This window comes from Ottowia massiliensis, assembly GCF_900240305.1.
Classification (GTDB): Bacteria; Pseudomonadota; Gammaproteobacteria; order Burkholderiales; family Burkholderiaceae_C; genus Ottowia; species Ottowia massiliensis.
This window is the reverse complement of the sequence record NZ_LT964854.1, coordinates 2,021,089-2,047,694: the sequence shown is the minus strand read 5'-3', so window position 1 is coordinate 2,047,694 and position 26,606 is coordinate 2,021,089. Positions and strand designations below refer to the sequence as shown.

Genomic DNA, 26,606 nt, shown 5'->3' with positions numbered 1-26,606 from the left:
GCGCTCCATTTTGACGGGCTTGCGTTTTCAGCGGCAGACGGTTTTCTTTTTGGATTTTGCCTTGGGCGCAGGCAATTCATCATGCAGGGCGGCCGCCAGCCGGGCCAAAAAGGGCCGGTTTTCAAGCTCCTGTACCAGCAGCATGGCTTTTGCGCCCGGGTAAGGTATTTCACGCGGCGCATTGGGCATGAGCGATTGCGCCGATTTCGCCGGCTTGACGAGAAACCGGTTATCGTAAATGCCGCCGATAACCTTTCCCCGGCAGTAAATAATGTACTCTCCCATCATGGCCCGGTGGCTGATGCCTTCGGCTTCCGATAATTGGTCCAGCACAAAATCGAGATATTGCCTGCTTGATGGCATCGATCCCACCGCGCTTTCATTCCGTTTTGCATTCATTCAGGCAGGCTGAATGGCCGCATTCAGGGCGTCAGCCAGCGCGGCCGTGAGGGCGGCGAGCATCCGCGCGTTGTCGCTGGCGCTGCCCACTGTCAGGCGCAGGCAGCCCGCCAGCATGGGGTGCATGGCTGATACATCGCGCACCAGCACGCCGCGTGCCTTCATGCCCTCGAACACGCAGCGGGCGAAGGCGGCGGCCTCGCTGGCGGGCGCGCCCTCAGGGGCCACGCGCAGCAGCACCATGTTGCCTTCACTGGGGTAAGGGCGCGTGCCGGGCAGGCGGTGCAGACTGGCTTGCAGGCGCTCGCGCTCCTGGCGAATCAGCCGGGCCTGCTCGTCAAACACGCTGGCGTGCTCCAGCGCGAAGAGCGCGCACTCAATGTTCAGGCTGCCCAGGTTGTAGGGCGGGCGGGCTTTGTCAATCTGGCTGATCAGGCGCTCATCGCCCATCAGATAGCCCACGCGAACGCCGGCCAGGCCGAATTTGCTCAAGGTGCGCATCACCAGCACATGCGCGTGCTCGGCAGGGCGCTGGCGCGCGGCGTCCAGCCAGGTGCGCGCAGCAAAGGGCTGGTACGCCTCGTCAATGACTGCAATGCCGCCTGCGCGGCCCTGCGCCTCGATCAGGCGGGCCATCGCTGCCTCGTCCCACAACGTGCCTGTGGGGTTGTTGGGGTGTGACAGCCACAGCAGCGCGGGGCGCAGCGATTCAATGGCGGCGAGCATGGCCGCTTCATCCAGCTGAAAGTCGGGCCGCAGCGGCACGGCGTGAAAGTCCATGTGATGCAGGTGTGCCGCCAGCGGGTACATCACGAAGCTGGGCATGGGCGCCAGCATGGCGGCGGGCTGCTCGCCGTCCTGCCGCGAGCAGCACAGCGCCAGCAGGGTGATCAGCTCGTCCGAACCATTGCCCAGCATCAGCGCCCAGCCCTCGGGCAGTCGCGCGTGGCGGGCCAGGGCCGCTTTCAGGTCATTGAAGCGCGTGCCCGGATAACGGTTGATGGCCACGCGCCCCAGCCGCTCGCCCAGCGCCTGCTGCAAGTCGGGCGGCAAGCCGTAGGGGTTTTCCATGGCGTCCAGCTTCAGCAGCCCTTCGGAAGACTGAACCAGGTAAGCGTGCATGGCCTGCACATCGGCGCGGATGCGCTCCAGCGCGGGCAAAGGGGCGGAAAGGGCGGCAGAAGAAGAAGGCGTGGGCGAGGTCATGGCAAGGCGCGCGAGACGGCAGTCAAAGAAACGAATGTTACAGAGGCAGCAGGCGCCAGCCGCCCAAAGGCGGGGTCAGCAGCGTTCGCACCATCAGCCAGAACGAAGCAAAAACAGGAGCAAATTTGATGGGGTTAAAAAGCCGTTCTGCGCAGGTTTCACTAGGACCTCATGCTATTTATTACAGAGCAAAAAAAGGGCTGCGGCCTTGCGGCCAGCAGCCCTTGTGTGCGGGAGGAGATGGCGCGGCTCAGGCCAGTTGCGCGTGCATTTCCTGCACGGAGATGACGCCGAGCTTGTCCATGAATTTCATGCCTTCGACCACGGCTTCGGCTCCGGCGATGGTGGTGAAGGTGGTCAGGCGCGCCTGCAAGGCGCTGGTGCGGATGGCGCGGCTGTCGGCAATGGCGTTGCGGCGCTCTTCCACGGTGTTGATGACCATGACGATTTCGCCGTTTTTGATGGCATCGACGACGTGCGGGCGGCCTTCGGTCACCTTGTTCACGGTTTCGCAGGGCAGGCCAGCGGCTTCAATGGCGGCGGCGGTGCCGCGTGTGGCGATGAGGGCAAAGCCCATTTCGTGCAGGGCGCGGGCGATTTGTACGGCTTGCGGTTTGTCATGGTTTTTGACGGTGAGGAAGACTTTGCCGGGGGCGCTTGCTTGCGCGCCCTGTTCGCCGTGCGCGCGCGGCAGGCGTTCGCCCGCGCCGATTTGGGCCTTGACGTAGGCTTCGCCGAAGGTTTTGCCCACGCCCATGACTTCGCCGGTGGATTTCATTTCGGGGCCGAGGATGGGATCGACGCCGGGGAATTTGGCGAAGGGGAAGACGGCTTCCTTGACGCTGAAGTAGGGCGGCGTGATTTCGCGCGTCAGGCCCTGCTGCGCCAGGCTTTGTCCGGCCATGCAGCGGGCGGCCACTTTGGCCAGGGAGACGCCGGTGGCTTTGCTGACAAAGGGCACGGTGCGGCTGGCGCGGGGGTTGACTTCGAGCACGTAGATGACGTCGCGCAGGCTGCCGTCTTCGGTTTTTTGCTGCTGGATGGCAAATTGCACGTTCATCAGGCCGACCACATGCAGGGCCTGGGCCATGGCGCGGGTCTGGCGCTTGAGTTCTTCCACGGTGGCGGCGCTCAGGTAGTAGGGCGGCAGCGAGCAGGCGGAGTCGCCGGAGTGCACGCCGGCCTGTTCGATGTGTTCCATGACGCCGCCGATGAGCACCTGGCCGGCGGCGTCTCGCACGGCGTCCACGTCGCATTCGATGGCGTCGGAGAGGAAGCGGTCGAGCAGCACGGGCGAGTCGTTGCTGACTTTGACGGCTTCGCGCATGTAGCGCTCCAGGTCGCGCTGTTCATAGACGATTTCCATGGCGCGGCCGCCCAGCACGTAGCTGGGGCGCACGACGAGCGGGTAGCCCAGGGCGTCGGCTTTTTCCAGCGCTTTGCTTTCGGTGCGGGCGGTGGCGTTGGAGGGCTGGCGCAGGCCGAGCTGCTGGAGCAGTTGCTGGAAGCGCTCGCGGTCTTCGGCGGCGTCGATCATGTCGGGCGTGGTGCCGATGATGGGCACACCCGCTTTTTCCAGGCCCAGCGCCAGTTTGAGCGGGGTTTGTCCGCCGTATTGCACGATGACGCCGGCGGGTTTTTCCTTGTCCACGATTTCCAGCACGTCTTCGAGCGTGAGCGGCTCGAAGTAGAGGCGGTCGGAGGTGTCGTAGTCGGTGGAGACGGTTTCGGGGTTGCAATTGACCATGATGGTCTCGTAGCCGTCTTCGCGCATGGCCAGCGCGGCGTGCACGCAGCAGTAGTCGAATTCGATGCCCTGGCCGATGCGGTTGGGGCCGCCGCCGAGAACCATGATTTTTTTACGGCTGGTGGGTTCGGCCTCGCATTCTTCTTCGTAGGTGGAATACAGGTAGGCCGTGCGGGTGGCGAATTCGGCGGCGCAGGTGTCCACGCGCTTGTAGACGGGGCGCACGCCCAGCGCGTGGCGGCGCGCGCGCACGGCGTGCTCATCCGAGTGCAGGAGCTTGGCCAGGCGCCGGTCGGAAAAGCCTTTTTGCTTGAGGGCGCGCATGGCGGCGGCGTCCAGCGAGGCGAGGGCGGCCTGGCCTTTTTCGGCCACGAGGCGGTCGATGTCCAGCTCGATGCGCACGATTTGCTCGATTTGCACGAGGAACCATTTGTCGATTTTGGTGAGCTGGTGCACTTCATCCAGCGTCCAGCCGGCGGCGAAGGCGTCGCCCACGAACCAGATGCGCTCCGGGCCGGGTTCGCCCAGCTCTTTTTCCAGCGTTTCGCGGTCTTTGGTTTTTTCGTTCATGCCGTCCACGCCCACTTCCAGGCCGCGCAGGGCTTTCTGGAAAGACTCTTGGAAGGTGCGGCCAATGGCCATGACTTCGCCCACGCTTTTCATTTGCGTGGTCAGGTGGCGGTCGGCCTGCGGGAATTTCTCGAAGGCAAAGCGCGGGATTTTGGTGACGACGTAGTCAATCGCCGGCTCGAAGCTGGCGGGCGTGGCGCCGCCGGTGATTTCGTTTTTCAGCTCGTCGAGCGTGTAGCCCACGGCCAGCTTGGCGGCGACTTTGGCGATGGGAAAGCCCGTGGCTTTGGAGGCCAGCGCCGAAGAGCGCGAGACGCGCGGGTTCATCTCGATGACGATCATGCGGCCGTCTTTGGGATTGAGGGCGAACTGCACGTTGGAGCCGCCCGTGTCCACGCCGATTTCGCGCAGCACGGCAATGCTGGCGTCGCGCATGCGCTGGTATTCCTTGTCGGTGAGCGTTTGCGCGGGCGCGACGGTGATGCTGTCGCCGGTGTGCACGCCCATCGGATCGAGGTTTTCGATGGAGCAGATGATGATGCAGTTGTCCGCCTTGTCGCGCACCACTTCCATCTCGAACTCTTTCCAGCCCAGCAGCGACTCTTCAATGAGCAGCTCGCTGGTGGGCGAGGCTTCCAGCCCGCGTTTGGCGATGGTTTCAAACTCTTCGGGGTTGTAGGCCACGCCGCCGCCCGTGCCGCCCAGCGTGAAGCTGGGGCGGATGATGGTGGGAAAGCCCACGCTTTTTTGCACTTCCCACGCTTCGGCCATGCTGTGGGCAATGCCGCTGCGCGCCGATTCAAGGCCGATGCGCGTCATGGCGTCCTTGAACTTCAGGCGGTCTTCGGCCTTGTCGATGGCCTCGGGCGTGGCGCCGATCAGCTCGCACTTGTATTTGTGCAGCACGCCGTTGCGCCACAAATCCAGCGCGCAGTTGAGCGCCGTTTGCCCGCCCATCGTGGGCAGGATGGCGTCGGGGCGCTCCTTGTCGATGATTTTTTCCACCGTCTGCCAGGTAATCGGCTCGATGTAGGTCACATCGGCCGTGGCCGGGTCGGTCATGATGGTGGCGGGGTTGCTGTTGATGAGGATGACGCGGTAGCCCTCCTCGCGCAGCGCCTTGCACGCCTGCACGCCGGAGTAGTCGAACTCGCACGCCTGCCCGATGACGATGGGGCCTGCGCCGATGATGAGGATGCTTTTGAGGTCGGTTCTTTTGGGCATTTGATAGAAGTGGGCTGGGTCGTGTTGGGGTTCCGGCAGCGGGGCCGCGCATCCGTGGCAAGGCGTTTGTGGCGAGCTGTTCCTGGCGAGATGTCCGTGGCAGGCAAAGCAAAGGGCGCCGCAGCGCCCTTTGCGCTTGTCCGCGTTACTCGTGCAAATCGCGCGTGAGCTTTTCCAGCAGCGCCTTGGCGCGTTCGGCGGGCATGTTTTTCTGCATCAGTTGCAGCAGGCCGTCGCCTTCCACCAGCGGGCGCAGCACCTGGGCTTCGGCTTCGTAGAACTTCACCGTCCAGGCGGCCAGCTCGGCGTTGAATTCCTCGTCCGTCCAGCTTTTGCCTTTGGCCAGCAAGGTGATCAGGGGCATGGCCTTGTGCTCGATGAAGGACTTTTTGTAGGGCTTTTGCGCCCAGCGTTCGGAAAACCATTCCTTGTGGGGCGAAGGCAGCGTGAGCATGCGCTTGGCAATGGCTTTTTCAAGCGGGGCCTGGGGGAAGGGGTAGAGCTTCATGTTGTTGTGACTCCCTTGGGATGGTGGATGAGAACCGGGCGTTCAGGCCGCCGCCTGGCGCGCCTGCCGCATGCTGGCCGTGAAACGGTCAAACAAATAGGCGCAGTCGTGCGGGCCGGGCGAGGCTTCGGGGTGGCCCTGAAAGCAGAAAGCGGGCCGGTCGGTGCGCTCCAGCCCCTGCAAAGTGCCGTCAAACAGGCTGATGTGGGTGGCGCGCAAATTGGCGGGCAGCGTGGCGGCATCCACTGCGAAGCCGTGGTTTTGGCTGGTGATGATCACGCGGCCCGTTTGCAGGTCTTTCACGGGGTGGTTTGCGCCGTGATGGCCGAATTTCATCTTGAAGGTGCGCGCGCCAAAAGCCAGCGCCATGAGCTGGTGCCCCAGGCAAATGCCAAAGGCGGGCACGCCCGCTTCAACGATTTCGCGCGTGGCGGCAATGGCGTAGTCGCACGGCTGCGGGTCGCCCGGGCCGTTGGAGAGGAAAACGCCATCCGGCTTCATAGCCAGCACGTCGGCGGCGGGCGTTTGCGCGGGCACCACCGTCACTTTGCAGCCGCGTGCGGCCAGCATGCGCAAGATGTTGTATTTCACGCCGAAGTCATAGGCCACCACGCTGAACTGCGGCTCTTGCTGCGTGCCGTAGCCGCTGCCGGGCTGCCATTCGGTTTGCGTCCAGCCGTAGGGCTTGGCGGCGCTGACTTTTTGGGCCAAATCCAGGCCGGCCATGCTGGGGGCGCTGCGGGCGGCGGCCAGCGCCTTTTGCGCATGTTCGGCGCTCAGGCTTTCGCCGGGGTCCAGCGCCAGCACGGCGCCGTTTTGCGCGCCCTGGGTGCGCAGCAGGCGGGTGAGCTTGCGCGTGTCAAGGCCTGCAATGGCAACCGTGCCCTGGCGCGCCAGGTATTGCGGCAGCGTTTCGCTGCTGCGGAAATTGCTGGCCAGCAGCGGCAAGTCTTTGATCACCAGACCGGCGGCCTGCACGCGGGCGCCTTCCACGTCTTCGGCGTTCACGCCGTAATTGCCAATGTGCGGATACGTCAGGGTGACGATCTGCTGGCAGTAGCTGGGGTCGGTGAGGATTTCCTGATAACCGGTCATGGCGGTGTTGAACACCACTTCGCCCACGGTCATGCCGGCTGCGCCAATGGCCTGGCCGGTGAACACCGTGCCGTCGGCAAGCGCAAGAAGGGCTGGGGGGAATTTCGCCTGAAGGGAGGCTAGCACTGGGTTTTCTCCGTTGAATGGGCACAGCAGACGCCCAGGCCAGATTCAAAAAAAGCCCTTGACGGGCTTTCGGATGATGCGGCGGGGATCGACAACGGGAAAATTGCGCTGGGCGGCCAAGTGTGCTGAAACAGCTGCCGATTATATGCGTGGGGTATATGCGTGAAGGCCTTGCGCTTCATCAAGCGCCGGCCTGCGGGCTGCTACCAGAATCGCCCGCAAGCCTTGGCGCAGCCAGCGCGGGCAGCTCTCTTTTTTGAAGTGACCGCGTTCATTTCCGCCTTCTCTGCCTTCTCCGCCGCTCCATGTCCGAATCCGCTTCCGAAGTTTCCTTGTCCGCCCTGCCGGCCCACGCGGCCCGCTTCTTTGGGCAGGCGCCGCACTGGCATTTGCTGGCGGCCCTGCCCGCAGGCGATGCCGCTGGCGGCGCGCGCGCCCTGGCCCGCCTGCTGGCCTTGCTGCCCGCCGCGCGCCGCCTGCCGGAATGTCCTTCGCGCCTGACGCTGACTGCCGTGCTGCCCGCCGCTCCGGCGCTGGCGCAGGTGCGGGAGGCAGGCGGCGCGGCCATCGCCCCGCTGCTGCACCGCCTGGCGCCGCAATGGCATGGCCTGCTGCCGGGCCTGCATGCGCTGGACTTGGGCGGCGGCGACCGCCTGCTGCTGGCGCTGGGCGCGGTGGCGGATGCGCTGGCCGAGCTGCACGGTGCGGCGCATGGCCTGGCGCTGCTGGGCCACGGCTGGCCCGCCCTGCTGCCCAAGCTGCCGCCGCTGTGCCAGCCGCAAGCGGGCCTCTGGCTGGAAAACGCCGCTCAACCGGGGCTGCAACAAGCCCTGCGCGCCTGCGGCATGCAAGAGGCCGCTGATGGCTTTTGCCACTACGCCCCGCAATGGCGGCCGCGCCCGCGCGTGGCGGACCGCATGGCCGCTCCCATGCCGCATGCTGCTGCGCCCGCGCGCTGCTTCATCGTGGGCGCGGGGCTGGCCGCCGCCAGCCTGGCGGGCAGCCTGGCCGCGCGGGGCTGGCAAGTGGCCGTTCTGGGCGCGGGCGCGCAGCCTGCCGATGGCGCAAGCGGCCTGCCAGCGGGCGTGGCCGCAGCGCATGTGTCGCCGGATGACTGTCTCCTCTCGCGCCTCACGCGCGCGGGCGTGCGCGCCACCCTGGCCCGCGCCGCCCGCCTGCTGCCCGATGGTGAAGGCGCGAGCTGGGCCGTCAGCGGCGTGCTGGAGCGCCACGCCGCGCAAGACCGCCGCCTGCCCGAAAGCTGGGCCGCTTTCCTTGGCCCAGACGATCCGGCCAACCCCGGCGCGGCTCCCGCCAGCGCCGCGCAGCTGGCGCAGGCGGGCCTGGCCGGCGCGCCTGCCGGAGCGCCCGCCCAAGAGCTTTCTGAAGCCCTCTGGCACACCCATGCGGGCTGGATTCGCCCGCCCGCGCTCATCGCCGCGCAGCTGGCCGCGCCGGGCATTGAATGGCGCGGCGGCCAGCGCGTGGCCCGCATCCGCCGCGCGCCGCATGGCTGGCAGGCGCTGAACGAGCAGGGCGAACTGCTGGCTGAGGCTGATCTGGCCGTCATCGCCGCAGGCTTTGACACCCGCGCCCTGCTGGCCGCCTCTTTTCCGCAAGCCGCCGCCGTGCCCCTGACGGCCCTGCGCGGGCAGGCGGCCTGGGGGCATGCCGCAGACCTGGCGACGGGCGCGGCCGAAGGCGCGCTGCCGCCTTTTCCCGTCAATGGCCACGGCAACTTCATTCCCGATGCCGCAGGCATCTGGGTCACGGGCAGCACCTTCGAGCGCGGCAGCGCCAGCGCCACCCCGACCGACGAGGGCCACGCCGCCAACTGGCAGCGCCTTGCCGAGCTGCTGCCTGCTGCCGCCGCCCGCTTGCAGGCGCAGTGGCCCCAGGCCAGGCGCTTTGCCGCCGTGCGCTGCGCCGCGCCCGACCGCCTGCCTTTCATCGGTCCGCTGGCTCCCGCCTTCTGGCAGACGGCCGAAGCGTTTGAAGCGCCCGAAGCGCCCGCCCCCGCCTTTGAAGCGCCCTGGGTCTATGCGGGCCTGGGCGCGCGCGGCATTGCCCTCTCGGTTCTCGGCGCCGAGGTGGCCGCCTGCTGGCTGCATGGCGAGCCGCTGCCCATTGAAAAAAGCCTGGCGCGCCATTTGCTGGCGGAGCGGCTCAAGGCTTCAAGGCGGCAGACGGATTGCGCAGCCTGATGAATGGAGCCGCGTTTTCAGGCTGGACAGGAAGCATCAAAAACAGAAGCAAATTCAGAGTGCAGAAAAGTGGGGTATGCGCAGTCTGCACTAGGACCTAATGCTACGAATAAAAGAGCGGAAAGCAGCACACCCAAACCTGCCCGCCCTCGCCCTGTTTCCCCCCATTCATTGCCTGCCCCCGGTCCGGTCTGGGGTTTCGCGGCCATTCGCGTGCAGCTTGCGCACGGCTTGTGCGCGGCTTGAATTGAGCGGGCTGACGCTGAGCAGGCAGGGCAGTCAAAGCGCTGTTTTTGCCCAGGCTGGCTGCCTGAAGTTCAGCGGACTATGGCTTGCGGCGCTTTGAGAGTCTGTTCAAAGCCCGTCCGTGGGTGCGAAAAGCGAGGCCTTTGGCTCTGCAAATTCTCAATGGGCCGCAAGACTCCCGTTTGCGGCTTGCGGCCCATCCTGGTCTGAGGCCCCTCGCGGCCAGGTCGCAAATAGGCTCTTATGGCTGGCGCTGGTGCCAGACGGTGCGGTTCAGGGCAGTGGGCCAGCCTTGGGCGTCGCGGGGCAGGCGGTCGTCCACGTTGTCGCCAAAGCCGGTGATGTAGAGGCGATCGCCTTCAATGCGGGCCAAATCTTTGTCGCGATTGTTATCAGTGGTTTCCCATATATAGAGGCGGTCGGCCTGCGTGCCGTCGGACAGGGTAACGCGGTCGGCAATTTGCATGTAGCCGGTTTCCGTTTCGGTTTTCACGGGCTGGCCCTGACAGGCTTGCCCCAGATATTCGCGCTCGGTTTCCGTCCACGCATAAAGGCCGTCGGGGCGGCGGGTAATGGTGACGTCGGAAATGGAGGATTTGTAGGCGACCTGGCCCGCCTGCACGCGGGAGGATGAAATATGGCAGGCCATTTGCCACCGGCCTTCATAGGCAAAACTGGCAGAGGGCGTTGAAGGCGTAGGCGTAGGCGCGGGCGTGGGCCTGGGTGTAGGCGCGGGCGTGGATGTAGGCGCTGGAGTGGGCGCATCGGACGAATCGCTGCCGCCGCAGCCTGCCATCAGCGCGGCGATGACGAGCGGGGCGAGGAAAAAGACTTTTTTGTTCATGGCGCAACCTTTGCTGCATTGAAATGATTAAATGGATAATGAACAGGTTTTTCCATTCGTGGGCGAAATGGCTTCAACCTGCGGCGGCGGATTCTATGGATAAAAATATTAAATGCACATTTATTTTTGTTGAGTCGTCCGTGGTGCGCCAAAAATGAAAAAGGGCGCCTGAAAGCGCCCTTGCAAATTCATGCGGCTGGCCGCGCGCCGCTTACGGCGCGGCTTTTTTGCCGGTTCTGGCGGTTTTGCCGGTTTTCGCGGCGGTTTTTTTGACGGCGGCTTTCCCGGCAGTTTTTGCAGCGGTTTTCGCAGCGGGTTTTTTGGGCGCGGCGGCCTTGGCGGCGCGCGGCTTGCGCGAGCGTTTGGCTTTGGCGGCGCGCTGCTGGATGTGGGCGAGCGCTTCTTGCACCTGGTCGATGAGGATGAGGCACAGATCGCCCGCTTGCAGGCGGTCGAGGGCGTGGTCGATGGCGGTGAATTCGCCGTGGATTTCTTCCACGTGGCTGGCGCGTTCGGCGCCTTGCAGGCCCTGGCGCAGCAGGGCGAGGACTTCGCCGTCGGCGCGGCCGCGCTGGCAGGCGTCCTGGTAGAGGATGACGTCGTCGAAGGCTGCGCCGAGGATGCGGGTTTGTTCGCGGATGTCTTCATCACGCCGGTCGCCCGCGCCGCTGATGACGACGCTGCGGCGGCGCGCGGGCATGTTGCGGATGCCGCTGACCAGGGCGTTGATGGCGTCGGGGTTGTGCCCGTAGTCGGCGATGACGGTGGCGCCGGCGTAGTCGAAGATGTTGAAGCGGCCGGGCACGGCGCTTTGGTCGCTGGTGAAGGAGGCCAGGCCGCGCCGGATGGCGTTCCAGGGCAGGCCCAGGCTCCAGGCTGCGCCGACGGAGGCCAGCGCGTTTTCCACCTGAAAGCCGATGAGGCCCTTGTGGGTGATGGGCACGCGCGAGAGGGGCAGGCGTTTTTCAAAGCCGCGTTCGGCGCAGACGATGTCGCCGTCTTGCACATAGACCACGCGCTTGCCTTGCGCGAGGTGGGTTTTGATGACGGGGTGCTGGCCGTCTTGCGCGAAGAAGACGACGCTGCCGGGGCAGCGGGCGGCCATGGTGACGACGTTGGGGTCGGCGGCGTTGAGCACGGCGCTGCCGGTGGGGGCGACGTTGAGCACGATGACGCGCTTGAGCACCATCAGGTCTTCGAGCGTGGTGATGTAGTTCAGGCCCAGGTGGTCGCCCGCGCCGAGGTTGGTGACGATGGCGACGTCGCATTTGTCAAAGGCCAGTCCTTCGCGCAGCAGGCCGCCGCGCGCGGTTTCGAGCACGGCGGCGTCCACGTCGGGGTGGGCGAGCACGTTGCGGGCGCTGCGCGGGCCGGAGCAGTCGCCGGAGTCGATCTGGCGGCCGTTGGCATAGACGCCGTCGGTGTTGGTCATGCCCACGCGCAGGCCGTGGGTGGCCAGCAGGTGGGCCGTCAGGCGCACGGTGGTGGTTTTGCCGTTGGTGCCGGTGACGGCCACGAGCGGGATGCGGCCATTGGCGCCGTCGCTGCCGCTGGGGAACATGTGCTCGATGACGGCTTTGCCCACGTCGCGCCCTTTGCCGAAGGAGGGGCTGACGTGCATGCGCAGGCCGGGGGCGGCATTGACTTCGACGATGCCGCCGCCTTGCTCCTCCAGCGGGCGCAGCACGCTTTCGCAGATGACGTCCACGCCGCAGATGTCCAGCCCCACGGTGAGCGCGGCTTCTATGGCGCGGGCGGCCACGTCGGGGTGCACGTTGTCGGTGACGTCGGTGGCGGTGCCGCCGGTGGAGAGGTTGGCGTTGTGGCGCAGGATGACGCGCTGGCCCCGGGGCGGCACGCTTTCGGGCGTGAGGTCTTGCCCCTTGAGGCAGGCGGCGGCGATGGCGTCGATGCGGATTTGCGTGAGCGAGGTGCCGTGGCCTTTGCCCCGGCGCGGGTCTTTGTTCACTTCGGCCACCAGTTCGCGCACGGTGTGCTTGCCGTCGCCGATGACCAGCGGCGGCTCGCGGCGGGCGGCGGCCACGAGCTTGTTGCCCACCACGAGCAGGCGGTAGTCGTTGCCGGAGAGGTATTTTTCGACCATGACGTCGCCGTACTGGGCCGCTTCCTGCCAGGCCAGCTCGAAGTGGGCGCGGCTGCTGATGCCGACGGTGACGCCTTTGCCCTGGTTGCCGCCTTGCGGCTTGACGACGACGGGCAGGCCCACTTCCTGCGCCACGGCCCAGCCGTCTTCCAGATCGGCGGCGGGGCGGCCCAGGGGCACGGGCACGCCGGCGGAGTGCAGCACTTTTTTGGTCAGGTCCTTGTCTTGCGCGATGGTTTCGGCGATGGCGCTGGTGCCGTCTTCTTCAGCGGCCTGGATGCGCCTTTGCCGCGCGCCCCAGCCCAGTTGCACAAGGCTGCCGCGCGTGAGCCGCCGGCAGGGAATGCCGCGCTTGAGGGCCGCTTCGACGATGGCGCCGGTGGAAGGCCCCAGGCGTTCGTCTTCGTCCAGATCGCGCAGCTCGGCCAGCGTGGCGGCGATGTCAAAGGCTTCGCCCGCGTAGGCGGCGCGGCACAGCTCTTGCGCGCGGGCGAAGGCCAGGCGCCCCACGGCTTCTTCGGTGTACTGCACCACCACCTGGAACACGCCCGGCTCTTCGGTTGGCGTGGTGCGGCTGAAGGTGACCTGGCAGCCCGCTTGCGTTTGCAGCGCCAGGGTGGCTTGCTCCAGCACGTGCGCCATGGATACGGGCTTGCTGGAGCGGGGCACGTGCAGCGCGCCCACGCGGGGAAAGCGCTCGCGCAGGCGTTTTTCAAACGCCTTGTCCAGGCTGCGTTCGGATTCGTCGCATGACACCACGGCTTCAATGGCGGTGTGGCGGCTCCACAGGTTCGGCCCGCGCAGGGCGCGGATGCGGGTGACTTCCATGAGGGGTTCCTCGAAAAAAACGGGGGCGGGGCGGAATGGACGCGGGGCAGGAACGATCAGGCCGGGGCGGGTCAGAAAAGCATCAGAAAGAGGAGCAAATTCAAGGGGCTGAAAAGCGGCCTTGCGCTGTTTCCACTAGGACATCATGCTATGGATTAAGGAGCGAATATGGCTCTTCCAGCTTGTCCGGCGTGGGCCTTTGATTCTTCGCTTTGACCCTTCGCTTTGACCTTTCGGGTTTCTGCTTTCCGGTTTGTCAGTGATAGGCCGACATGGCCACGCTCTTGCGCATGTGCAGCAGGCCCGCGTGCACCAGCTCGGTGGGCAGGTTCAGCGCCCAGGCGGCGGCCACGGCGGCCAGGATATGGCGGCGCACGTCGTCAGGCGCGTCGCAGCCGATGCGCGTGCGCGTGGAAGGCGGTACGGAAAGCATTTGCTCCGGCCCGCTGCCTTGCGCCAGCACCACGCCTTGCGGACGGGCGAAGACCACGCGGCCGCCGCGCGCGCGGTGGGCGGTGAGCGCGGGGTTTTGCTCGTCCAGGCTGAAGAGCAGCACTTCGCCGTCGCTGTATTCGGCCAGCGTCAGCACGGCGGGGTCATCGGCATTGAGCACGGCCGCGCCCGTGGGCAGCACCACATCGACTTGCGTGCGCGCCACGCCGGGCATTTGCTGCGCCTCGCTCACGTAGTGCTCCTGCAAGCCTTCGTGCGAGGGCATGGCCAGCACCACGCCCACCTGGCAGCGGTCGTACGGCAGCCCTTCGGCCAGGATGTGGCGGGGCGTGGTTTCAAACACGGCGGCCTGCACGGTGCGGTTGATGAGCATGCGCTCGCCGGCGTCGTAACCGCGCGAGTCGCTTTTGGAGAGCTGGCGCGCGCCCAGAAACAGCCCCTCCTGGCAGGCCAGCGCGGTGCGCAGCCCGTGCAGGTGCAGCCAGGAAGACACCAGGCGCGGCGCGAACGACGACGCGCCGCCGCCCAGCATGCCCACGATGGGGATGCGGCCGCTTTCGCCCAGCGGAAACAGGTGCTCCACGATGGCCTCGCCCACGGGCGGCGGGTCATAGACGCTGGGGCGCAGGTGCATCCGCAGATCCGGCCCGGCGTGCACGCCCACGATCACGCCCTGGCCGGGCAGGGGCGCGGCCAGGTCTTGCGCCACCAGGTCCACGCCAGCAATGTCCAGCCCCGTCACGCGCACGGCCAGCGCGGCCAGCGCGGCGGTGCCGGGGTGAATGTGCGACGTGGCGTCGCTGCCGTTTTGCGTGCTGTGGGCTTCGGCGTAGCGCGTGGCGGCCACCACCCTGCCGCCGGCCACCAGCAGGCGGCAGGCGTGGCCGGGAATGAATTTTTCGACGATCACGTCATCGCCCAGCGCGTCGGCGGCCTGCCAGGCGGCCATGACCTGCTCGCGCGTGGCAAGGTTCAGCGCCAGTCCGCGCTCGCGTCCGCCAATGGCGGATTTGACGGTGACGGGCAGGCCGATGTCTTCGGCGGCTTCCCAGGCGTCTTCGGCGCTGTTGGCCACGCGGCCTTCGGGCACGGGAATGCCCGCGCCTTTGAGCAGGCCGCGCAGCAGGTCTTTGTCGCGCGAGATGCCCGCTGCAATGGCGCTGGTGCGGTCCGTGGTGGTGGCCCAGATGCGGCGCTGCGCCGCGCCGTGCCCGAGCTGCACCAGATTGCTCTCGTTCAGGCGGATGCAGGGAATGCCGCGCGCCAGCGCCGCGTCCACGATGCAGGCGGTGCCGGCGGAAAAGCAGCGCTGCTCGCCCAGCGCCTTCAGCCGGGCGATGGCGGCGGGCACGTCATACGGCGTGCCGTTGATGGCGGCCATGACCAGATCGCGCGCCGATTCCAGCGCCAGGCGGCCCACGGCTTCGTCAAACGCGCGGATCACCACTTTGTAGACCGCGTGCTCGCCCGTCATGCGGGTTTTGCCGAAGGCGGTGTTCATGCCCGCCTGCATTTGCAGCTCCAGCGCCACGTGCTCCATCACGTGGCCGGGCCAGGTGCCTTCGCGCAGGCGCTGCAGGAAGCCGCCGCGCTCGCCCACGCCGCACTTGTGTTCCACCAGCCCCGGCAGCCAGGCCGTCAGGCGCTCGTAGTAGCCGGGAATGGTGTTGGAGGGGAAGTCTTCCAGCTCGCCGATATCGAGCACCGCCTCGATGATGGAGCGGTAAGTCCACACGCCGGGGCCGCGCACCCAGTTCATGCGCAGAATCTTCATGTCGGCGAATTTCCGTTGCGGCGCAGCCAGTTGCGCGCCATTTTCTGATTTGCGCGCAGCGGCGGGAAGACCGGCGGTTTGGGCCTTGATCTGCAAAACGGGGCCAAAAACCGGGCCATAAAATGCGCCGCTTTCTTGCGGGCGGCCCTGGTCTGCATGCCGTTCGCCGCGCTGGGGGAGAAAACGCATTTCGTTCGTCCTTTGCCTGAGGTGTGGTTGTGTGCAAGGGTACGGATTGTCTCTATTTGCCGCAGCCGTGCCCTTGGCGGCTTTTGTTTCTTTTGTCACGAATATGTCTGCACACCAGCACGAAGCACGCCCCGGCGCCAGCATCAGCCTGACGGCGCTGGCGCAGGGCGCTTCCCTGCGGCCCGGAGAGAGCGTCTGGGCCGCCCTTGAAACCGATCTGGATGAGCGCCTGCGCTTTGGCAAAGGCGCTGTTTTGCTTACAAATGAGCGGATTCTGGCTTTTCAGGGTGATGAAAAAAAATGGCAAAGCCGTGACTTATTGCCCGGTCTGGCGCTTCAGCACACCGACCACGCGGGCGTAGGCACGCTGCAATTGCGCGATGCCAGCGAGCGCCTGGCCGTCTGGCGCTTCACGCTGGGCCGCAACCCGGCCGCGCTGGCGCTGCTGGCGCAGTTCGAGCACCTGATGCAGCAGCTGGACTTGCCGCCGCAAAAGCGCCAGCCCCTGCCCGCCGAGCCGCAGGAAGACGCACCGGAGGCCGAAGACGAAAAACCGCCTTCCACCTGGACGCTGTTTCGCCTGTGGCGCTTTGCCCGCCCCTACAAGAGCCGTCTGCTGGCGGGCTTTGTGCTGACGCTGGCGGCCACGGCGGCCACGCTGGTGCCGCCTTACCTGACCATGCCGCTGATGGACAAGGTGCTCATCCCCTTCCAGAACGGGCAGGCCATCGACGCGGGCTACGTCGCCATGCTGCTGACCGGGCTGCTGGGATCGGCCCTGCTGGCCTGGGCGCTGGGCTGGAGCCGCACCTACATCCTCTCCGTCGTCTCCGAGCGCATGGGCGCCGACTTGCGCACCACCACCTACGACCACCTGCTGCGCCTGTCGCTCGAATACTTCGGCAGCCGCCGCACGGGCGACCTCATGGCGCGCATCGGCTCCGACACCGACCGCATCAACACCTTCTTGTCGCTGCACCTGCTGGACTTCGCCACCGACGTGCTGATGATGCTGATGACCGCCACCATCCTCTTTTCCATTGACCCGAAGCTGGCGCTCGTCACCCTCGCGCCGCTGCCCGTCATTGCCTGGCTCATCCACACCGTGCGCGACCGCCTGCGCACCGGCTTTGAAAAAATGGCCCGCGTCTGGGCCGAGGTGACCAACGTGCTGGCCGACACCATTCCGGGCATCCGCGTCGTCAAGGCGTTTGCGCAGGAAGGGCGCGAAAGCGAGCGCTTCCGCACCGCCAACCGCCACAACTTCATCGCCAACGACCGGCTCAACCGCCTGTGGTCGCTGTTCACGCCCACTGTCACGCTGCTCACTGAAATCGGGCTGCTCATCGTCTGGGCCTTTGGCATCTGGCAAGTCAGCCGCCACGCCATCACCGTGGGCGTGCTCACGGCCTTTGTGGCCTACATCGGGCGCTTTTACACGCGGCTGGACTCCATGAGCCGCATCGTCTCGGTCACGCAAAAGGCGGCCACGGGCACGCGGCGCATTTTTGAAATCCTGGACCACGTCTCCAGCGTGCCCGAAGCGAAAAACCCCGTGCCGCTCGACAACGTGCAAGGCCGCATTGAAGTGCGCCACGCCGCCATGCGCTACGGCAACCGCTCCGTTATCCGCGACCTCAGCCTCACCATCGAACCGGGCGAAATGGTGGGCCTGGTCGGCCACAGCGGCTCCGGCAAAAGCACGCTCGTCAATCTCATCTGCCGCTTTTATGACGTGACCGAAGGCGCCATTCTGGTCGATGGCGTGGACTTGCGCCAGGTGCGCGTGGCCGACTACCGCCGCCACATCGGCCTAGTGCTGCAAGAGCCATTTCTCTTTTTCGGCACCGTGGCCGAAAACATCGCCTACGGCAAGCCTGAAGCCACGCGCGAGGAAATCGTGGCCGCCGCCCGCGCCGCCCATGCCCACGAATTCATCCTGCGCCTGCCGCAAGGCTACGACTCGCTCGTGGGCGAGCGCGGCCAGGGCCTGTCGGGCGGCGAGCGCCAGCGCCTGAGCATCGCCCGCGCGCTGCTCATCAACCCGCGCATCCTCATCCTCGACGAAGCCACCGCCTCGGTCGATACCGAAACCGAGCGCGAAATCCAGAAAGCGCTGGACAACCTCGTCAAAGGCCGCACCACCATCGCCATCGCCCACCGCCTCTCCACCCTCAACAAGGCCGACCGCCTCATCGTCATGGACAAAGGCCAGAAAGTGGAAGAAGGCGCCCACGATGAACTCATGGCCCGGCGCGGCCACTACTGGCGCCTCTACCAGGCCCAGGCGCGGCAGGAAAAAGCCGAGCGCGAACGCATGCTGGCCGGCGCCGATCACGCCCATCTGGCCGCCGTTTTGGCCACAGACGCGCCCCCCTGCACATTCCCCAACCCACCCCAAGAGGCCGCGCAATGAGCGCTGACTTCACCCTGGAGCGCGACGCCTTTGGCCGCCTCATCCTCACCGACGCGGCAGGCCGCGCCCACACGGGCGTGGCCGCCGTGCGCGCCTTTCCCATCCACGCCCCCGGAGAAGGCATCAGCCTGCTGGACGCCGACGGCCACGAATGCGCCTGGATCGCCCGCCTGGCCGATCTGCCCCCGGCCGCGCGCGCCCTCGTGACCGAAGCGCTGGAGCAGCGCGAATTCATGCCAGCCATCCAGCGCGTGCTGGCCGTCAGCAGCTTTGCCACCCCCAGCCACTGGCACGTGCAAACCGACCGGGGCGAAACCTGGCTCACCCTCAAAGGCGAAGAAGACATCCGCCGCCTGGGCGCCGACCTGCTCATCATCAGCGACGCCCACGGCGTGCAATACCTCATCCGCAAGCTGCAAGACATGGACCGGCAAAGCCGCAAGCTGCTCGACCGCTTCCTCTGAGCGCGCTCCGCAACCCTCCCGAATTACTCAAAAGCAGGAGCAAATTCAAAGGGGCCGAAAAGGCATCTCGCGCCCAATACACTAGAACATTATGCTCTGAATAAAGGAGCAAATTCAGGGCATATCTGCCGCCTGCTCCATGCCCTCTTTCCTCTTGCAGCCGGGCGCTAGGCAAGCCTTGCAGCAGCCAACCACGGGCCTGCCCTGCTTCACCGCGCCCTCATGAGATGGGGCCAGCTTCCTTGCGCATCTGCCAGCGCCAGACCGGCGCGCGTTCAATGGCGCGAAAACACCGTTTCCAGTGGCCGATACACACGCTCCTTCGTGCTGACGCTCACCTTGTCCCAGGCTGCAATGGCATAAAAGCGCTTGGGCTTGCCTACGGTTTCCCAAACCATGACGTGAATAGGCGGCCTGCCGGAATCAAACCCCTCGCTGCGTTTCCAGCTTGGCCCCAGCCATTCATCCACGGAGCGGGCAATGTTTTCGTCGGTAGTCACGGCATCGGCTGCCAGCATCTGCCCATCCGCGCCACGCGCAGCGCCTCTGGCCACGAAATCATGGGCCAGCCGGGTTGTTGCCAAATCCAGCGGCAGCGATGCTTTCATCGCGAAAATCAAAAGGTTCCACACCCGGAATCTGCAAGGATTTCAGATCGGTTTTGTCGGACGGCGAACATGCGGGCAGAGCCATTGCAATCAGGCAAATGGCAAACAGGCGGTGCGCAAGGCTGACCATGATCAATGGCTAATGGCGCGAAAACACTGACTGTATTGGTCGATACGGGCGGCCTTCCGTGCTGACGCTGACTTCATCCCAGCTTGCAAGCGCATAAAAACGTTTATGCCATCCTGTGGTTTCCCAGACCATGACGTGAATATGCGGCCTGCTGGAATCAAATCCCGCGCTGCGTTTCCAGCCTGGCCCCAGCCATTCATCCACCGAGCGCGCAATATCTTCATCGGTGGTTGTGGCGTCGGCAGCCAGCGTTGGCGCATTGATACCGCGTTTTGCCCCCCTTTCAACGAATCTTTCGGCCAGTTCGGCGGCCGTCTCCATAAGCGGCACGGAGCTTTCGTCACGGAAAGGAAAAAACTCCACGCCCGGAATGGGCAGTGAAAGCAGATCGGTTCTGTCAGGCGGCGAACATGCAGATAACGCAACGGCAAGCATGCCCCATACAAGCAGGCGGCGCATCAGATTAAACATGAAGAAGGCAGAGAAAAATCAATTGAACGCGCATGGCATTCACCCATTTCTCATTCCACTCTGATTAATGTGTGTGCGCTTGCCATTGTTTTTTTTCACGAAAACAATTGCGCTCGCTCAAGGGCGCGAATAGACCGATATGATCGGGCGGTATTTACGTCCTTCCTTGTTGGCATACACCTTGTCCCAGGTTGCAATAACATAAAAGCGCTTGTGCCAGTAGCCTGCGGTTTCCCAGGCCATGATGTGAATATGCGGCCTGCTGGAATCAAACCCCGCGCTGCGCTGCCAGTCCGGCCCCAGTAATTCATCCACGGAGCGGGCGATATCCTCATTTGTCAGTGTGGCATTGGCTGCCAGTGTGGGGGCGCCGCCAAAGCCATTTGCCCCCTTGGCCGCGAAACTGTCCGCCAGTTCGGCCGCCGTTTCCATGAGCGGCGCCCAGCTTTCATTGCGGAAGGGGTAGTGCTCCACACCCGGAATGGGCAAAGATAGCAAATCGGTTCTGTCGGGCGGCGCGCATGCAGGTAGTATGGCTATAAACAGACTAAAAATAAACAGACGCAATAAAACAAACATGGTAATGTGTAATAAAGCACATCAGCAAATGCAGTTGTGGAGTGGCAGCCAACCTCGCCAAAAAAAAGCGGCTGCCACAATCACTATTTGTGTTTATTGCTGGCGTACCAAGGCTGCTTTGGCATTGAAAGCGGTTTCAGCCGGGCCTCGATAGCGTTCACCATCAGCATATACGGGCATAGCCAAACCTTGTAATTGCAGCGCGATTTTAGTGCGATCGCCATTAGCTTGACTCACAATCTCATCTACCATGAGATTGGTCAAGCCTGTAGCAGTGCCAGAAGCACGGCCCAAGCTGGCAGCGCTAATACTGGCCCCCAGAATGGATTTGACGAGAGTGCCGGTTTTTGTGCCGTCAGCGTTGAGCTTGTCAACGCCCGCACGCATAGAGCCAGCGTAATAGCCCAGCGTCTCGGCGTTTTTGTAGTAAAGCTCGCCATCTCTATTTGAGACCTGCTGTTTGAAGAAATCGATAGGAGACAAGCCTGTGCCCGCACCTTGCAGCTGGGCCAGTTGTTCACCTATGATTTTTGAGCCGCCTTCTGGATCATTGCGCAAAACTTCCGAAATATAAGTGCTTAATCCCAAGCCTGCTCCTTGTGTGTCTGCCTGATTGAGCTGATTGGTGATGCCTCGTGGATCCGTGTTCATCAAGGTCGTCATGCGCCCCGTAATGTCCTGGATATTGGGGTTGGCCGCCGAGCCCACGAGAAGGGCGTTTTGAACGGCGCGCATGCTGGATACGACATCTGCCGCAGATGAAAATATTTTTCCCTTGACAGCAGCCTCTCCGCTTTTTGCTGCCCGGTCCAGCAGCTTATTGACGGTTTCGGTCCTATAGGACACGCTATAGCTGCCTTGACTGGTGTAAGTTGTCTCACTGACTCCGGCTTTAACCACATTGTTCAGCACGGACTGGGGCAGGCTGTTGATGGCCTGATCGAATGAAGCGCGGCCTTCGGACGTGCCCGTGTCAAAGCTGTTGAGCACGGTCAGGATGGCTTTGGCGTCCTTGTCCACGTGTTCCGTCATGGCTACGCCAAGGGCAAAGGGGCGTCCGTAATCATTGTCAGCCGTGCGGGGCGACATGGCTTCGATATAGGCACTGCGGCTTTGCAGCGAACCCTTATTGGCAACCGACTCGGCCAGCAGCTGCGTGTCATCCCGGCTGTCAAAGGCGCTGGCCAGGCGGGCCAGATCCTGACCCTTACCGCCTTCAGCCAGTGTGTCAAACAGAGCGCGTTTTTCGTCATGTGACAGACCGCTAGCGCCAAAAATGCCTGTGGCATTGACATCGCCAGCCAGTTCCTTGAGGTCGGCATCCGATAGTTTTGACAAGGCCTCACCCCGCTGGGCTGGCGGCAGTTGCTTCAGATCGTCTAGCGATTTGTGTAGGTTGCCATTGCGTGAAGTCCACAGAAAACCATCATCGCGAACGCGCTTCTGAATGTTGGAAACAACTTGGTTGACAGACATGTCTTTGCTCCTTGCTTGGGTTGAAAACATGGCTATTCAAACATTTCACGTAGGTTTGCGATAGCTGGGGTAACTATGCAGATGGCCCGAAATGGAGGCGCGGACATAAGTGGATACCCTGGGTTTTGGCGCAGCGCCCGAGGAGCGGCCGAGGAGAAAGGGGCGGCTATCATGTAACAATTTAATGCAAATTGCCTTGCTTTCGCGGTAATTCGCATCAATTGTCGGGCAACACGCCCTCAAAAGACCTGAGAAGCCGTCCTCAAAGAGGGAATATGCGGCAAACAATCGTCATGTTCATTCAAGTGGCATGAGCGATAAGCAGTGGCAAGTGCTGGCCAAACACTTTGCTGAAATGAACAAGAGAGGACGTCCTCGGGAGCACAGCGCCCGAAACATGATTAACGCCATCTTCCATATACAAGCCACGGGTTGCCAGTGGCACGCACTACCCAAGGACTACCCGCCCTGCAAACAGGTCTGCAACACCTTTGCCCGCTGGCGTCGGCGCGGCGTGTGGGACGTTCTGCTGGCGCTGCTGCGCCAGCAAGTGCGCGCCAAGGCAGGAAGGCGGGCCAGGCCCAGCACAGCCATCATCGACTCTCAATCGGTCAAGACCGTCTCAAAAGGGGGCAGCGCGGATATGACGCAGGCAAAAGAGTCAAAGGGCGCAAGCGCCACATAGCCTCAGACACAATGGGGCTGCTGCTGGCCGTGGTGGTGCACTCGACTGGCATTCAAGACCGGGCAGGAGTCAGGGCTTTGCAGATCAGGCTGTTCTTGTACTTTGAGAGTCTGAAGACCATCTTTGTCGATGGCAGCTACTCGTGCAGCCTGATCAATTGGGCACTGAGCATGTTGGGTTGGAACATGCAGGTGATCAAGCGCTGCCAGCAGCGCGTCTTCAGGGTATTGCCCAAGCGCTGGGTTGTGCAGAGGACTTTTGCCTGGCTGAGTCAATCTAGAAGAATGAGCAAGGACTACGAGGTCAGCGTGGCTTCAGCCGAAGCATTTATCAAGATTGCTTGCATTCGGCGCATGGTCAGGCCCTTGAGATGATTTTGGGGACAGCCTCTCAGGCGGATCACGCCAAGGTATCTCAGCACGGCAGCGATAGAGTGCAGCATCGACAAACAGGCGAGATTGACTGCAGGGCATCCCATATGGGCCAGCCCTGCCAGACAAAAGGTCTTGGACGTGTGCCCATTGGGCATCTGTCAAGGCGTGTCACGCTCCTGATCATGTTACATGATCAGGATTTGAGACACGCCCTAAATATAAGAAAGCCTAACGAATAAATCCCCATAAATTATAGTAACCATTCCTTAGAATTCCTCCTGACGTTTCAGTAGGCAACTGCTCATATGCAGAAGAAACAACTAATGCTGCTTCACCATTATTGTTGTATGCAGCAACCATTCTAGGTAGAACTTGAACAGGATCGAATCCATTACGGCCATTAAGAGAGGGACCCGAAAAAGATCGAATTATCTTATTTGTTGCCGCACTGTACACACTCCAACGTCCCTCACCACTGATCGTAAGCAAATCTCCATTCCGATTAAATGTATTAACAAAAAAACCTGACCATTTTCCCAAGCAGGGAACACCCTTAGGCAATTCTTGTTGGCTCCATTGGCCACCAACCCCATCTTTTACATAAACATAACATTTGTCACTGCTAGCATCCGCAAACTCACCCCCTGGCATCAAGTTGTATGCATAAACGCGCCCGCCATCCCCTACGACCAAGGGAAAGACTTTGGCTGTATTCGCAATAAAACCTGCTGTATTATTGGCGCTTCCATCAAACCACGCGCGTCCAATATCGTTAACTTGCCAGTCATTTCCTACATCAGCAACCGCAACGAATCTAATATCTGATGAACCAATAGTTTGCACCCATTGTACAGCAGCATATCCTTTGTTAATATGTGCAGCGCTTAAACTACCTCCACTTTGGCGCGAGTCCATAATTCGTACATCTTCAAACCCACCATCAAATGTTCCTCGAGAAACCATGACATTGACTCTACCAGTTTTTTGCTTAGCAGAAGAAGCCCAAATCATATTTCCGGAACTATCCATACTAAAAACTGATCGGTCTGCAACATTAATATTCTTGAAAATATGTCGTTGCCACTGTGTATGTCCCGCAGGCCGATAGCTAATCGCACGGCGCTCTACGATTTCACCTTTATCACTACCCTCCTTGGGTTCCCAATAAAGATGATGAATAGCAATATTTCCCGCATTATCTATAGCAGGCTCATGCACTTGAGAAAATCCTAATAGATCAGGAAAGTCTGTTAACGGTTCTGGAGCAGACCAAGTGCCTGTCGTGTTTTCATACCGTGAAAACATAAGAAATGTACATAAAGCAGGAGGCTTCTCATAACTATCCGACAAACAGTTATTTTTTCCAGGCCAAGTAACAATAACATTACCATTTGGAGATCCAGCGATACTTCCAACAATGAATCGCGAATGACTACTCGTACTCTCTCCTAATAACAGAGGGGTACTCCACGTAGCTACGCCATCAGCATTTACCTTGCCGCGTATCACATAAACAGACGATGCCATTCCTTGCGTATTTGATCTAGTGGCATAAAGCATAGTAGCATTTCCAGCGTCATCCAATACAACGCCATTCCCTATTGTTGGCGTGTTTTGAGCTGTCTCTGCAGTAGCCGCAACTAATTACGCTGTTACGTGCTCGCCCAAGACGTCCTCCAACCCCAAGCGCAAAGGTCGGTTCAGCGTAGCGACATCGCACAGCAGGTTTTGCTTTTGGTTCAAAATAGGTTCGCAAAGCTTGATACGTTCTAACAATTGCTTGCCTTAACTTTTCAATGCCTCGACGTGGGGCAAGCCTTGGATAGCTACCACAATGTGACGTTTGACGTTTAAAGACTATCCTCAAAGCCATTCCAGAAGCCTGCATATGCCGGATGCAAGCGATCTTGACGAAGACTTCAGCTGATGCCACGCTGATCTCGTAGTCCTTGTACTGCTTTCCCAATTGACTTATCCTGAGACGCCAAAAGTACATAAACAGCCTGATCAGCAAAGCCTTGGCTCCCACCCGGTCCTGAATGCCTGCTAAAGGCGCCACCACGGCCAGCAGCAGTCCCATTATGTCTACAGCAATATGGCGCTTGTGCCTTTTTGAGACGATCTTGACGGATTGGGAGTCGATGATGACCACGCTGGGTCCGGTCCGCCTGCTCGTCTTGGCGCGCACCTACTGGCGCAGCAGCGCCAGTAGCACGTCCCACACGCTGCACTGGCACCAGCGAGCAAAGGTGTTGTAGACCCGTTTCCAGAGCGGATAGTTCTTGGGCAGCGCGCGCTACTGACAGCCAGTGGCTTGCATATAGAAGATGAGAAGATGGCGTTGATCATGTCTCGGGCGCTGCGCACCAGCAGCCTGCCTGCGCGTTTACCTGCCGGAAAGTACTTTTGCACAATCTCCAACTGTTCATCGCTCATGTCGCTTAGGCACATGACAATCGTTTGCCGCAAACTCCATTTTTGAGGACAGCCTCTAAAGAGGTGCCACGTCTTGATGAAGAAGCATGCCCAGGATTTAATGGCGGCGCTACCGGGCGGCAGCGGTGAGCTTCACATACACCTGCGTGAGCGCACGGGCGAGTTGCTCGGGGCGGTGGATGAGGGCAAAGCCGCGTGAGCCGAAGAGATGCGGCAGGTAGTCGTGCGCTTGCTGGTCGATGGTGACGCAGAAGGGCACGAGGCCGGCCTGGCGGGCTTCGTGCACGGCGTGGCGGGTGTCTTCCAGACCGTAGCGGCCTTCGTATTGGTCCAGGTCGTTGGGTTTGCCATCGGAGAGGATGAGCAGCAGGCGCTGGCGTTCGGGCCGCTGGCTGAGGCGCTTGGTTCCGTGGCGGATGGCCGCGCCCATGCGGGTGTAGTAGCCGGGTTTGATGGCGGCCACGCGCTCTTGCGCGGCGGTGTCCCAGCTTTCGCCAAAGCGTTTGAGTTCGTGGATGCGCACGTTGCGGCGCACGGACGAGAAGCCGAGCATTTCAAAAGGGTCGCCAACGCTGTCGAGCGCGCCGCCGAAGACAAGCAGGCTGTCGCGGATGAGGTCGATGACGCGGTCGTCTTGTGTGGCGTAGGCGTCGGTGGAGAGCGAGATGTCGGCCAGCACGACGCTGGCCAGGCTGCGTTCGGTGCGCACGCGCTGCGAGAAGATGGGGGGTGATTCGCTGCGGCTGATGCCCTGGCGGTGATGATCGACGCGAAAGCGCACCCAGGCATCCAGGTCCAGCTCTTCACCTTGCAGCAGGCCGTGCTGCCAGCGGGGGCCGGCGCGCAGGGCTTCAAAGCGGCGGCGCACCTGGCGTTCGGTGGCGCGAAGCTTGTAGCGGTCGATGGCGCTCGCCTCGCGTTTTTTGGGGTCGTCGCCGGATTGCGCTTGCGCCGCCTGCTGGGCGGTGTCGGCTGTTGTGCCACTGACTTTTTCTGCGCTGGCTTCGACAGCTTTGTCTTCGGAGCGGGGGCGCAGGCGCTGGGCGCGGCATACGTCGGGGCGCAGTGTGTGGGCTTTGAAGTCCCATTCGGGCAGGGGTTCGCCTTCGCCCACGGGCAGATCGTCCCAGGCGGCGCTGGGCAGGTCGAGGTCGAACTTGACGCGCGCGGCCAGCGTTTCGCCGCCTTTGGCGATGGCGAGTTCGTCCATGTCGTCGGCCACTTTGGTGGCGTCGTGGTCGTCTTGATCGTCGCCCGCGCGATTGACGCGAACGAATTCGCCCCAGCTCAAGATGGATTCGGCGCGGAAGAACATCATCAGCCCGTTGCGGTTGCTGGTGTCTTGCGTGCGGCTGGCGCGGCGGCGCTTGTTGTCTTGCTGGGTGTGTTTGTTGTTGCGCGGGCGGGCGGCGTCGGGGTCGTCGTCGCGCGCCCGCGCAACAACAAACAC

At 62.7% G+C, this 26,606-nt stretch carries 22 protein-coding genes; 5 read left to right on the top strand and 17 right to left on the bottom strand.

Annotation, left to right across the window (positions count from 1 at the left end):
* Positions 1–27: 27 nt before the first annotated feature.
* The 5 genes from C1720_RS09145 to carA all read right to left on the bottom strand — a co-directional run bounded on the left by C1720_RS09145 (position 28) and on the right by carA (position 6,875).
* Positions 28–399: a TfoX/Sxy family protein gene (locus C1720_RS09145; RefSeq protein ID WP_233199898.1), complete on the bottom strand. Its 372-nt coding sequence runs from the start codon at positions 397–399 to the stop codon at positions 28–30.
* Entirely contained in the window at positions 400–1,605 is a 1,206-nt protein-coding gene (locus tag C1720_RS09140; protein ID WP_102283983.1) for a pyridoxal phosphate-dependent aminotransferase, read from the bottom strand.
* A 250-nt stretch (positions 1,606–1,855) separates the two neighbouring features.
* Positions 1,856–5,146 carry a carbamoyl-phosphate synthase large subunit gene (carB, locus tag C1720_RS09135; RefSeq protein ID WP_102283982.1) on the bottom strand — a complete coding sequence of 1,097 codons (3,291 nt, stop codon included), beginning with the start codon at positions 5,144–5,146 and terminating at the stop codon, positions 1,856–1,858.
* A gap of 145 nt (positions 5,147–5,291) precedes the next feature.
* A complete protein-coding gene (locus tag C1720_RS09130; protein WP_102283981.1) occupies positions 5,292–5,654 on the bottom strand; it encodes a hypothetical protein in 363 nt (120 codons plus the stop codon).
* Positions 5,655–5,696: 42 nt separating this feature from the next.
* Positions 5,697–6,875 (bottom strand): glutamine-hydrolyzing carbamoyl-phosphate synthase small subunit, encoded by a 1,179-nt coding sequence (gene carA / locus C1720_RS09125; RefSeq protein WP_102283980.1) that lies wholly within the window; start codon positions 6,873–6,875, stop codon positions 5,697–5,699.
* 305 nt (positions 6,876–7,180) lie between these two features.
* On the opposite strand from carA, the gene mnmC1 reads away from it, so the two are divergent.
* On the top strand, positions 7,181–9,079 hold the full coding sequence (gene mnmC1 / locus C1720_RS09120) for an FAD-dependent 5-carboxymethylaminomethyl-2-thiouridine(34) oxidoreductase MnmC1 (protein WP_102283979.1): 1,899 nt from the start codon (positions 7,181–7,183) through the stop codon (positions 9,077–9,079).
* Positions 9,080–9,566: 487 nt separating this feature from the next.
* Here mnmC1 and C1720_RS14010 read toward each other — a convergent pair whose 3' ends face one another.
* The 3 genes from C1720_RS14010 to C1720_RS09100 form a co-directional block, all read right to left on the bottom strand.
* Positions 9,567–10,169, bottom strand: a complete 603-nt coding sequence (locus C1720_RS14010; RefSeq protein ID WP_199170984.1) for a hypothetical protein — start codon at positions 10,167–10,169, stop codon at positions 9,567–9,569.
* A 211-nt stretch (positions 10,170–10,380) separates the two neighbouring features.
* Positions 10,381–13,101, bottom strand: coding sequence for a cyanophycin synthetase (gene cphA, locus C1720_RS09105; RefSeq protein WP_102283976.1), 2,721 nt, complete (start codon positions 13,099–13,101; stop codon positions 10,381–10,383).
* A 256-nt stretch (positions 13,102–13,357) separates the two neighbouring features.
* Positions 13,358–15,517, bottom strand: coding sequence for a cyanophycin synthetase family protein (locus tag C1720_RS09100; RefSeq protein WP_102283975.1), 2,160 nt, complete (start codon positions 15,515–15,517; stop codon positions 13,358–13,360).
* Positions 15,518–15,620: 103 nt separating this feature from the next.
* On the opposite strand from C1720_RS09100, the gene C1720_RS09095 reads away from it, so the two are divergent.
* On the top strand, positions 15,621–17,933 hold the full coding sequence (locus tag C1720_RS09095; protein ID WP_102283974.1) for a cyanophycin metabolism-associated ABC transporter: 2,313 nt from the start codon (positions 15,621–15,623) through the stop codon (positions 17,931–17,933).
* Entirely contained in the window at positions 17,930–18,397 is a 468-nt protein-coding gene (locus tag C1720_RS09090) for a cyanophycin metabolism-associated DUF1854 family protein (RefSeq protein WP_102283973.1), read from the top strand. Before C1720_RS09095 ends, C1720_RS09090 begins: the two co-directional genes overlap by 4 nt.
* 275 nt (positions 18,398–18,672) lie before the next feature.
* Here C1720_RS09090 and C1720_RS09085 read toward each other — a convergent pair whose 3' ends face one another.
* The 5 genes from C1720_RS09085 to C1720_RS09065 form a co-directional block, all read right to left on the bottom strand.
* Entirely contained in the window at positions 18,673–19,005 is a 333-nt protein-coding gene (locus C1720_RS09085) for a hypothetical protein (protein ID WP_146006957.1), read from the bottom strand.
* A complete protein-coding gene (locus C1720_RS09080) occupies positions 18,956–19,135 on the bottom strand; it encodes a hypothetical protein (RefSeq protein WP_146006956.1) in 180 nt (59 codons plus the stop codon). The genes C1720_RS09085 and C1720_RS09080 overlap by 50 nt, the downstream gene beginning before the upstream one ends.
* 9 nt (positions 19,136–19,144) lie before the next feature.
* Positions 19,145–19,606 carry a hypothetical protein gene (locus C1720_RS09075; protein WP_146006955.1) on the bottom strand — a complete coding sequence of 154 codons (462 nt, stop codon included), beginning with the start codon at positions 19,604–19,606 and terminating at the stop codon, positions 19,145–19,147.
* A gap of 117 nt (positions 19,607–19,723) precedes the next feature.
* Positions 19,724–20,185: a hypothetical protein gene (locus tag C1720_RS09070; RefSeq protein WP_146006954.1), complete on the bottom strand. Its 462-nt coding sequence runs from the start codon at positions 20,183–20,185 to the stop codon at positions 19,724–19,726.
* 93 nt (positions 20,186–20,278) lie between these two features.
* Positions 20,279–21,661, bottom strand: a complete 1,383-nt coding sequence (locus C1720_RS09065) for a hypothetical protein (RefSeq protein WP_102283968.1) — start codon at positions 21,659–21,661, stop codon at positions 20,279–20,281.
* Between the two features lie 310 nt (positions 21,662–21,971).
* Here C1720_RS09065 and C1720_RS09060 point away from each other — a divergent pair, with 310 nt between their 5' ends.
* Both C1720_RS09060 and C1720_RS09055 read left to right on the top strand, forming a co-directional pair.
* Entirely contained in the window at positions 21,972–22,346 is a 375-nt protein-coding gene (locus C1720_RS09060; protein ID WP_102283967.1) for a transposase, read from the top strand.
* On the top strand, positions 22,268–22,720 hold the full coding sequence (locus C1720_RS09055) for a transposase (RefSeq protein WP_233200037.1): 453 nt from the start codon (positions 22,268–22,270) through the stop codon (positions 22,718–22,720). Before C1720_RS09060 ends, C1720_RS09055 begins: the two co-directional genes overlap by 79 nt.
* Here C1720_RS09055 and C1720_RS14605 read toward each other — a convergent pair.
* The 4 genes from C1720_RS14605 to C1720_RS09040 form a co-directional block, all read right to left on the bottom strand.
* The gene (locus C1720_RS14605; RefSeq protein WP_102283966.1) at positions 22,661–22,882 is read right to left on the bottom strand and encodes a transposase; all 222 of its coding nucleotides are present in this window, start codon (positions 22,880–22,882) and stop codon (positions 22,661–22,663) included. The genes C1720_RS09055 and C1720_RS14605 overlap by 60 nt on opposite strands.
* 66 nt (positions 22,883–22,948) lie before the next feature.
* On the bottom strand, positions 22,949–24,280 hold the full coding sequence (locus tag C1720_RS13090; RefSeq protein WP_146006953.1) for a hypothetical protein: 1,332 nt from the start codon (positions 24,278–24,280) through the stop codon (positions 22,949–22,951).
* Between the two features lie 16 nt (positions 24,281–24,296).
* The gene (locus C1720_RS13085; RefSeq protein ID WP_146006952.1) at positions 24,297–24,872 is read right to left on the bottom strand and encodes a hypothetical protein; all 576 of its coding nucleotides are present in this window, start codon (positions 24,870–24,872) and stop codon (positions 24,297–24,299) included.
* A gap of 393 nt (positions 24,873–25,265) precedes the next feature.
* On the bottom strand, positions 25,266–26,606 hold a 1,341-nt coding region (locus C1720_RS09040; protein WP_233199896.1), incomplete at its 5' end, for a nitric oxide reductase activation protein NorD.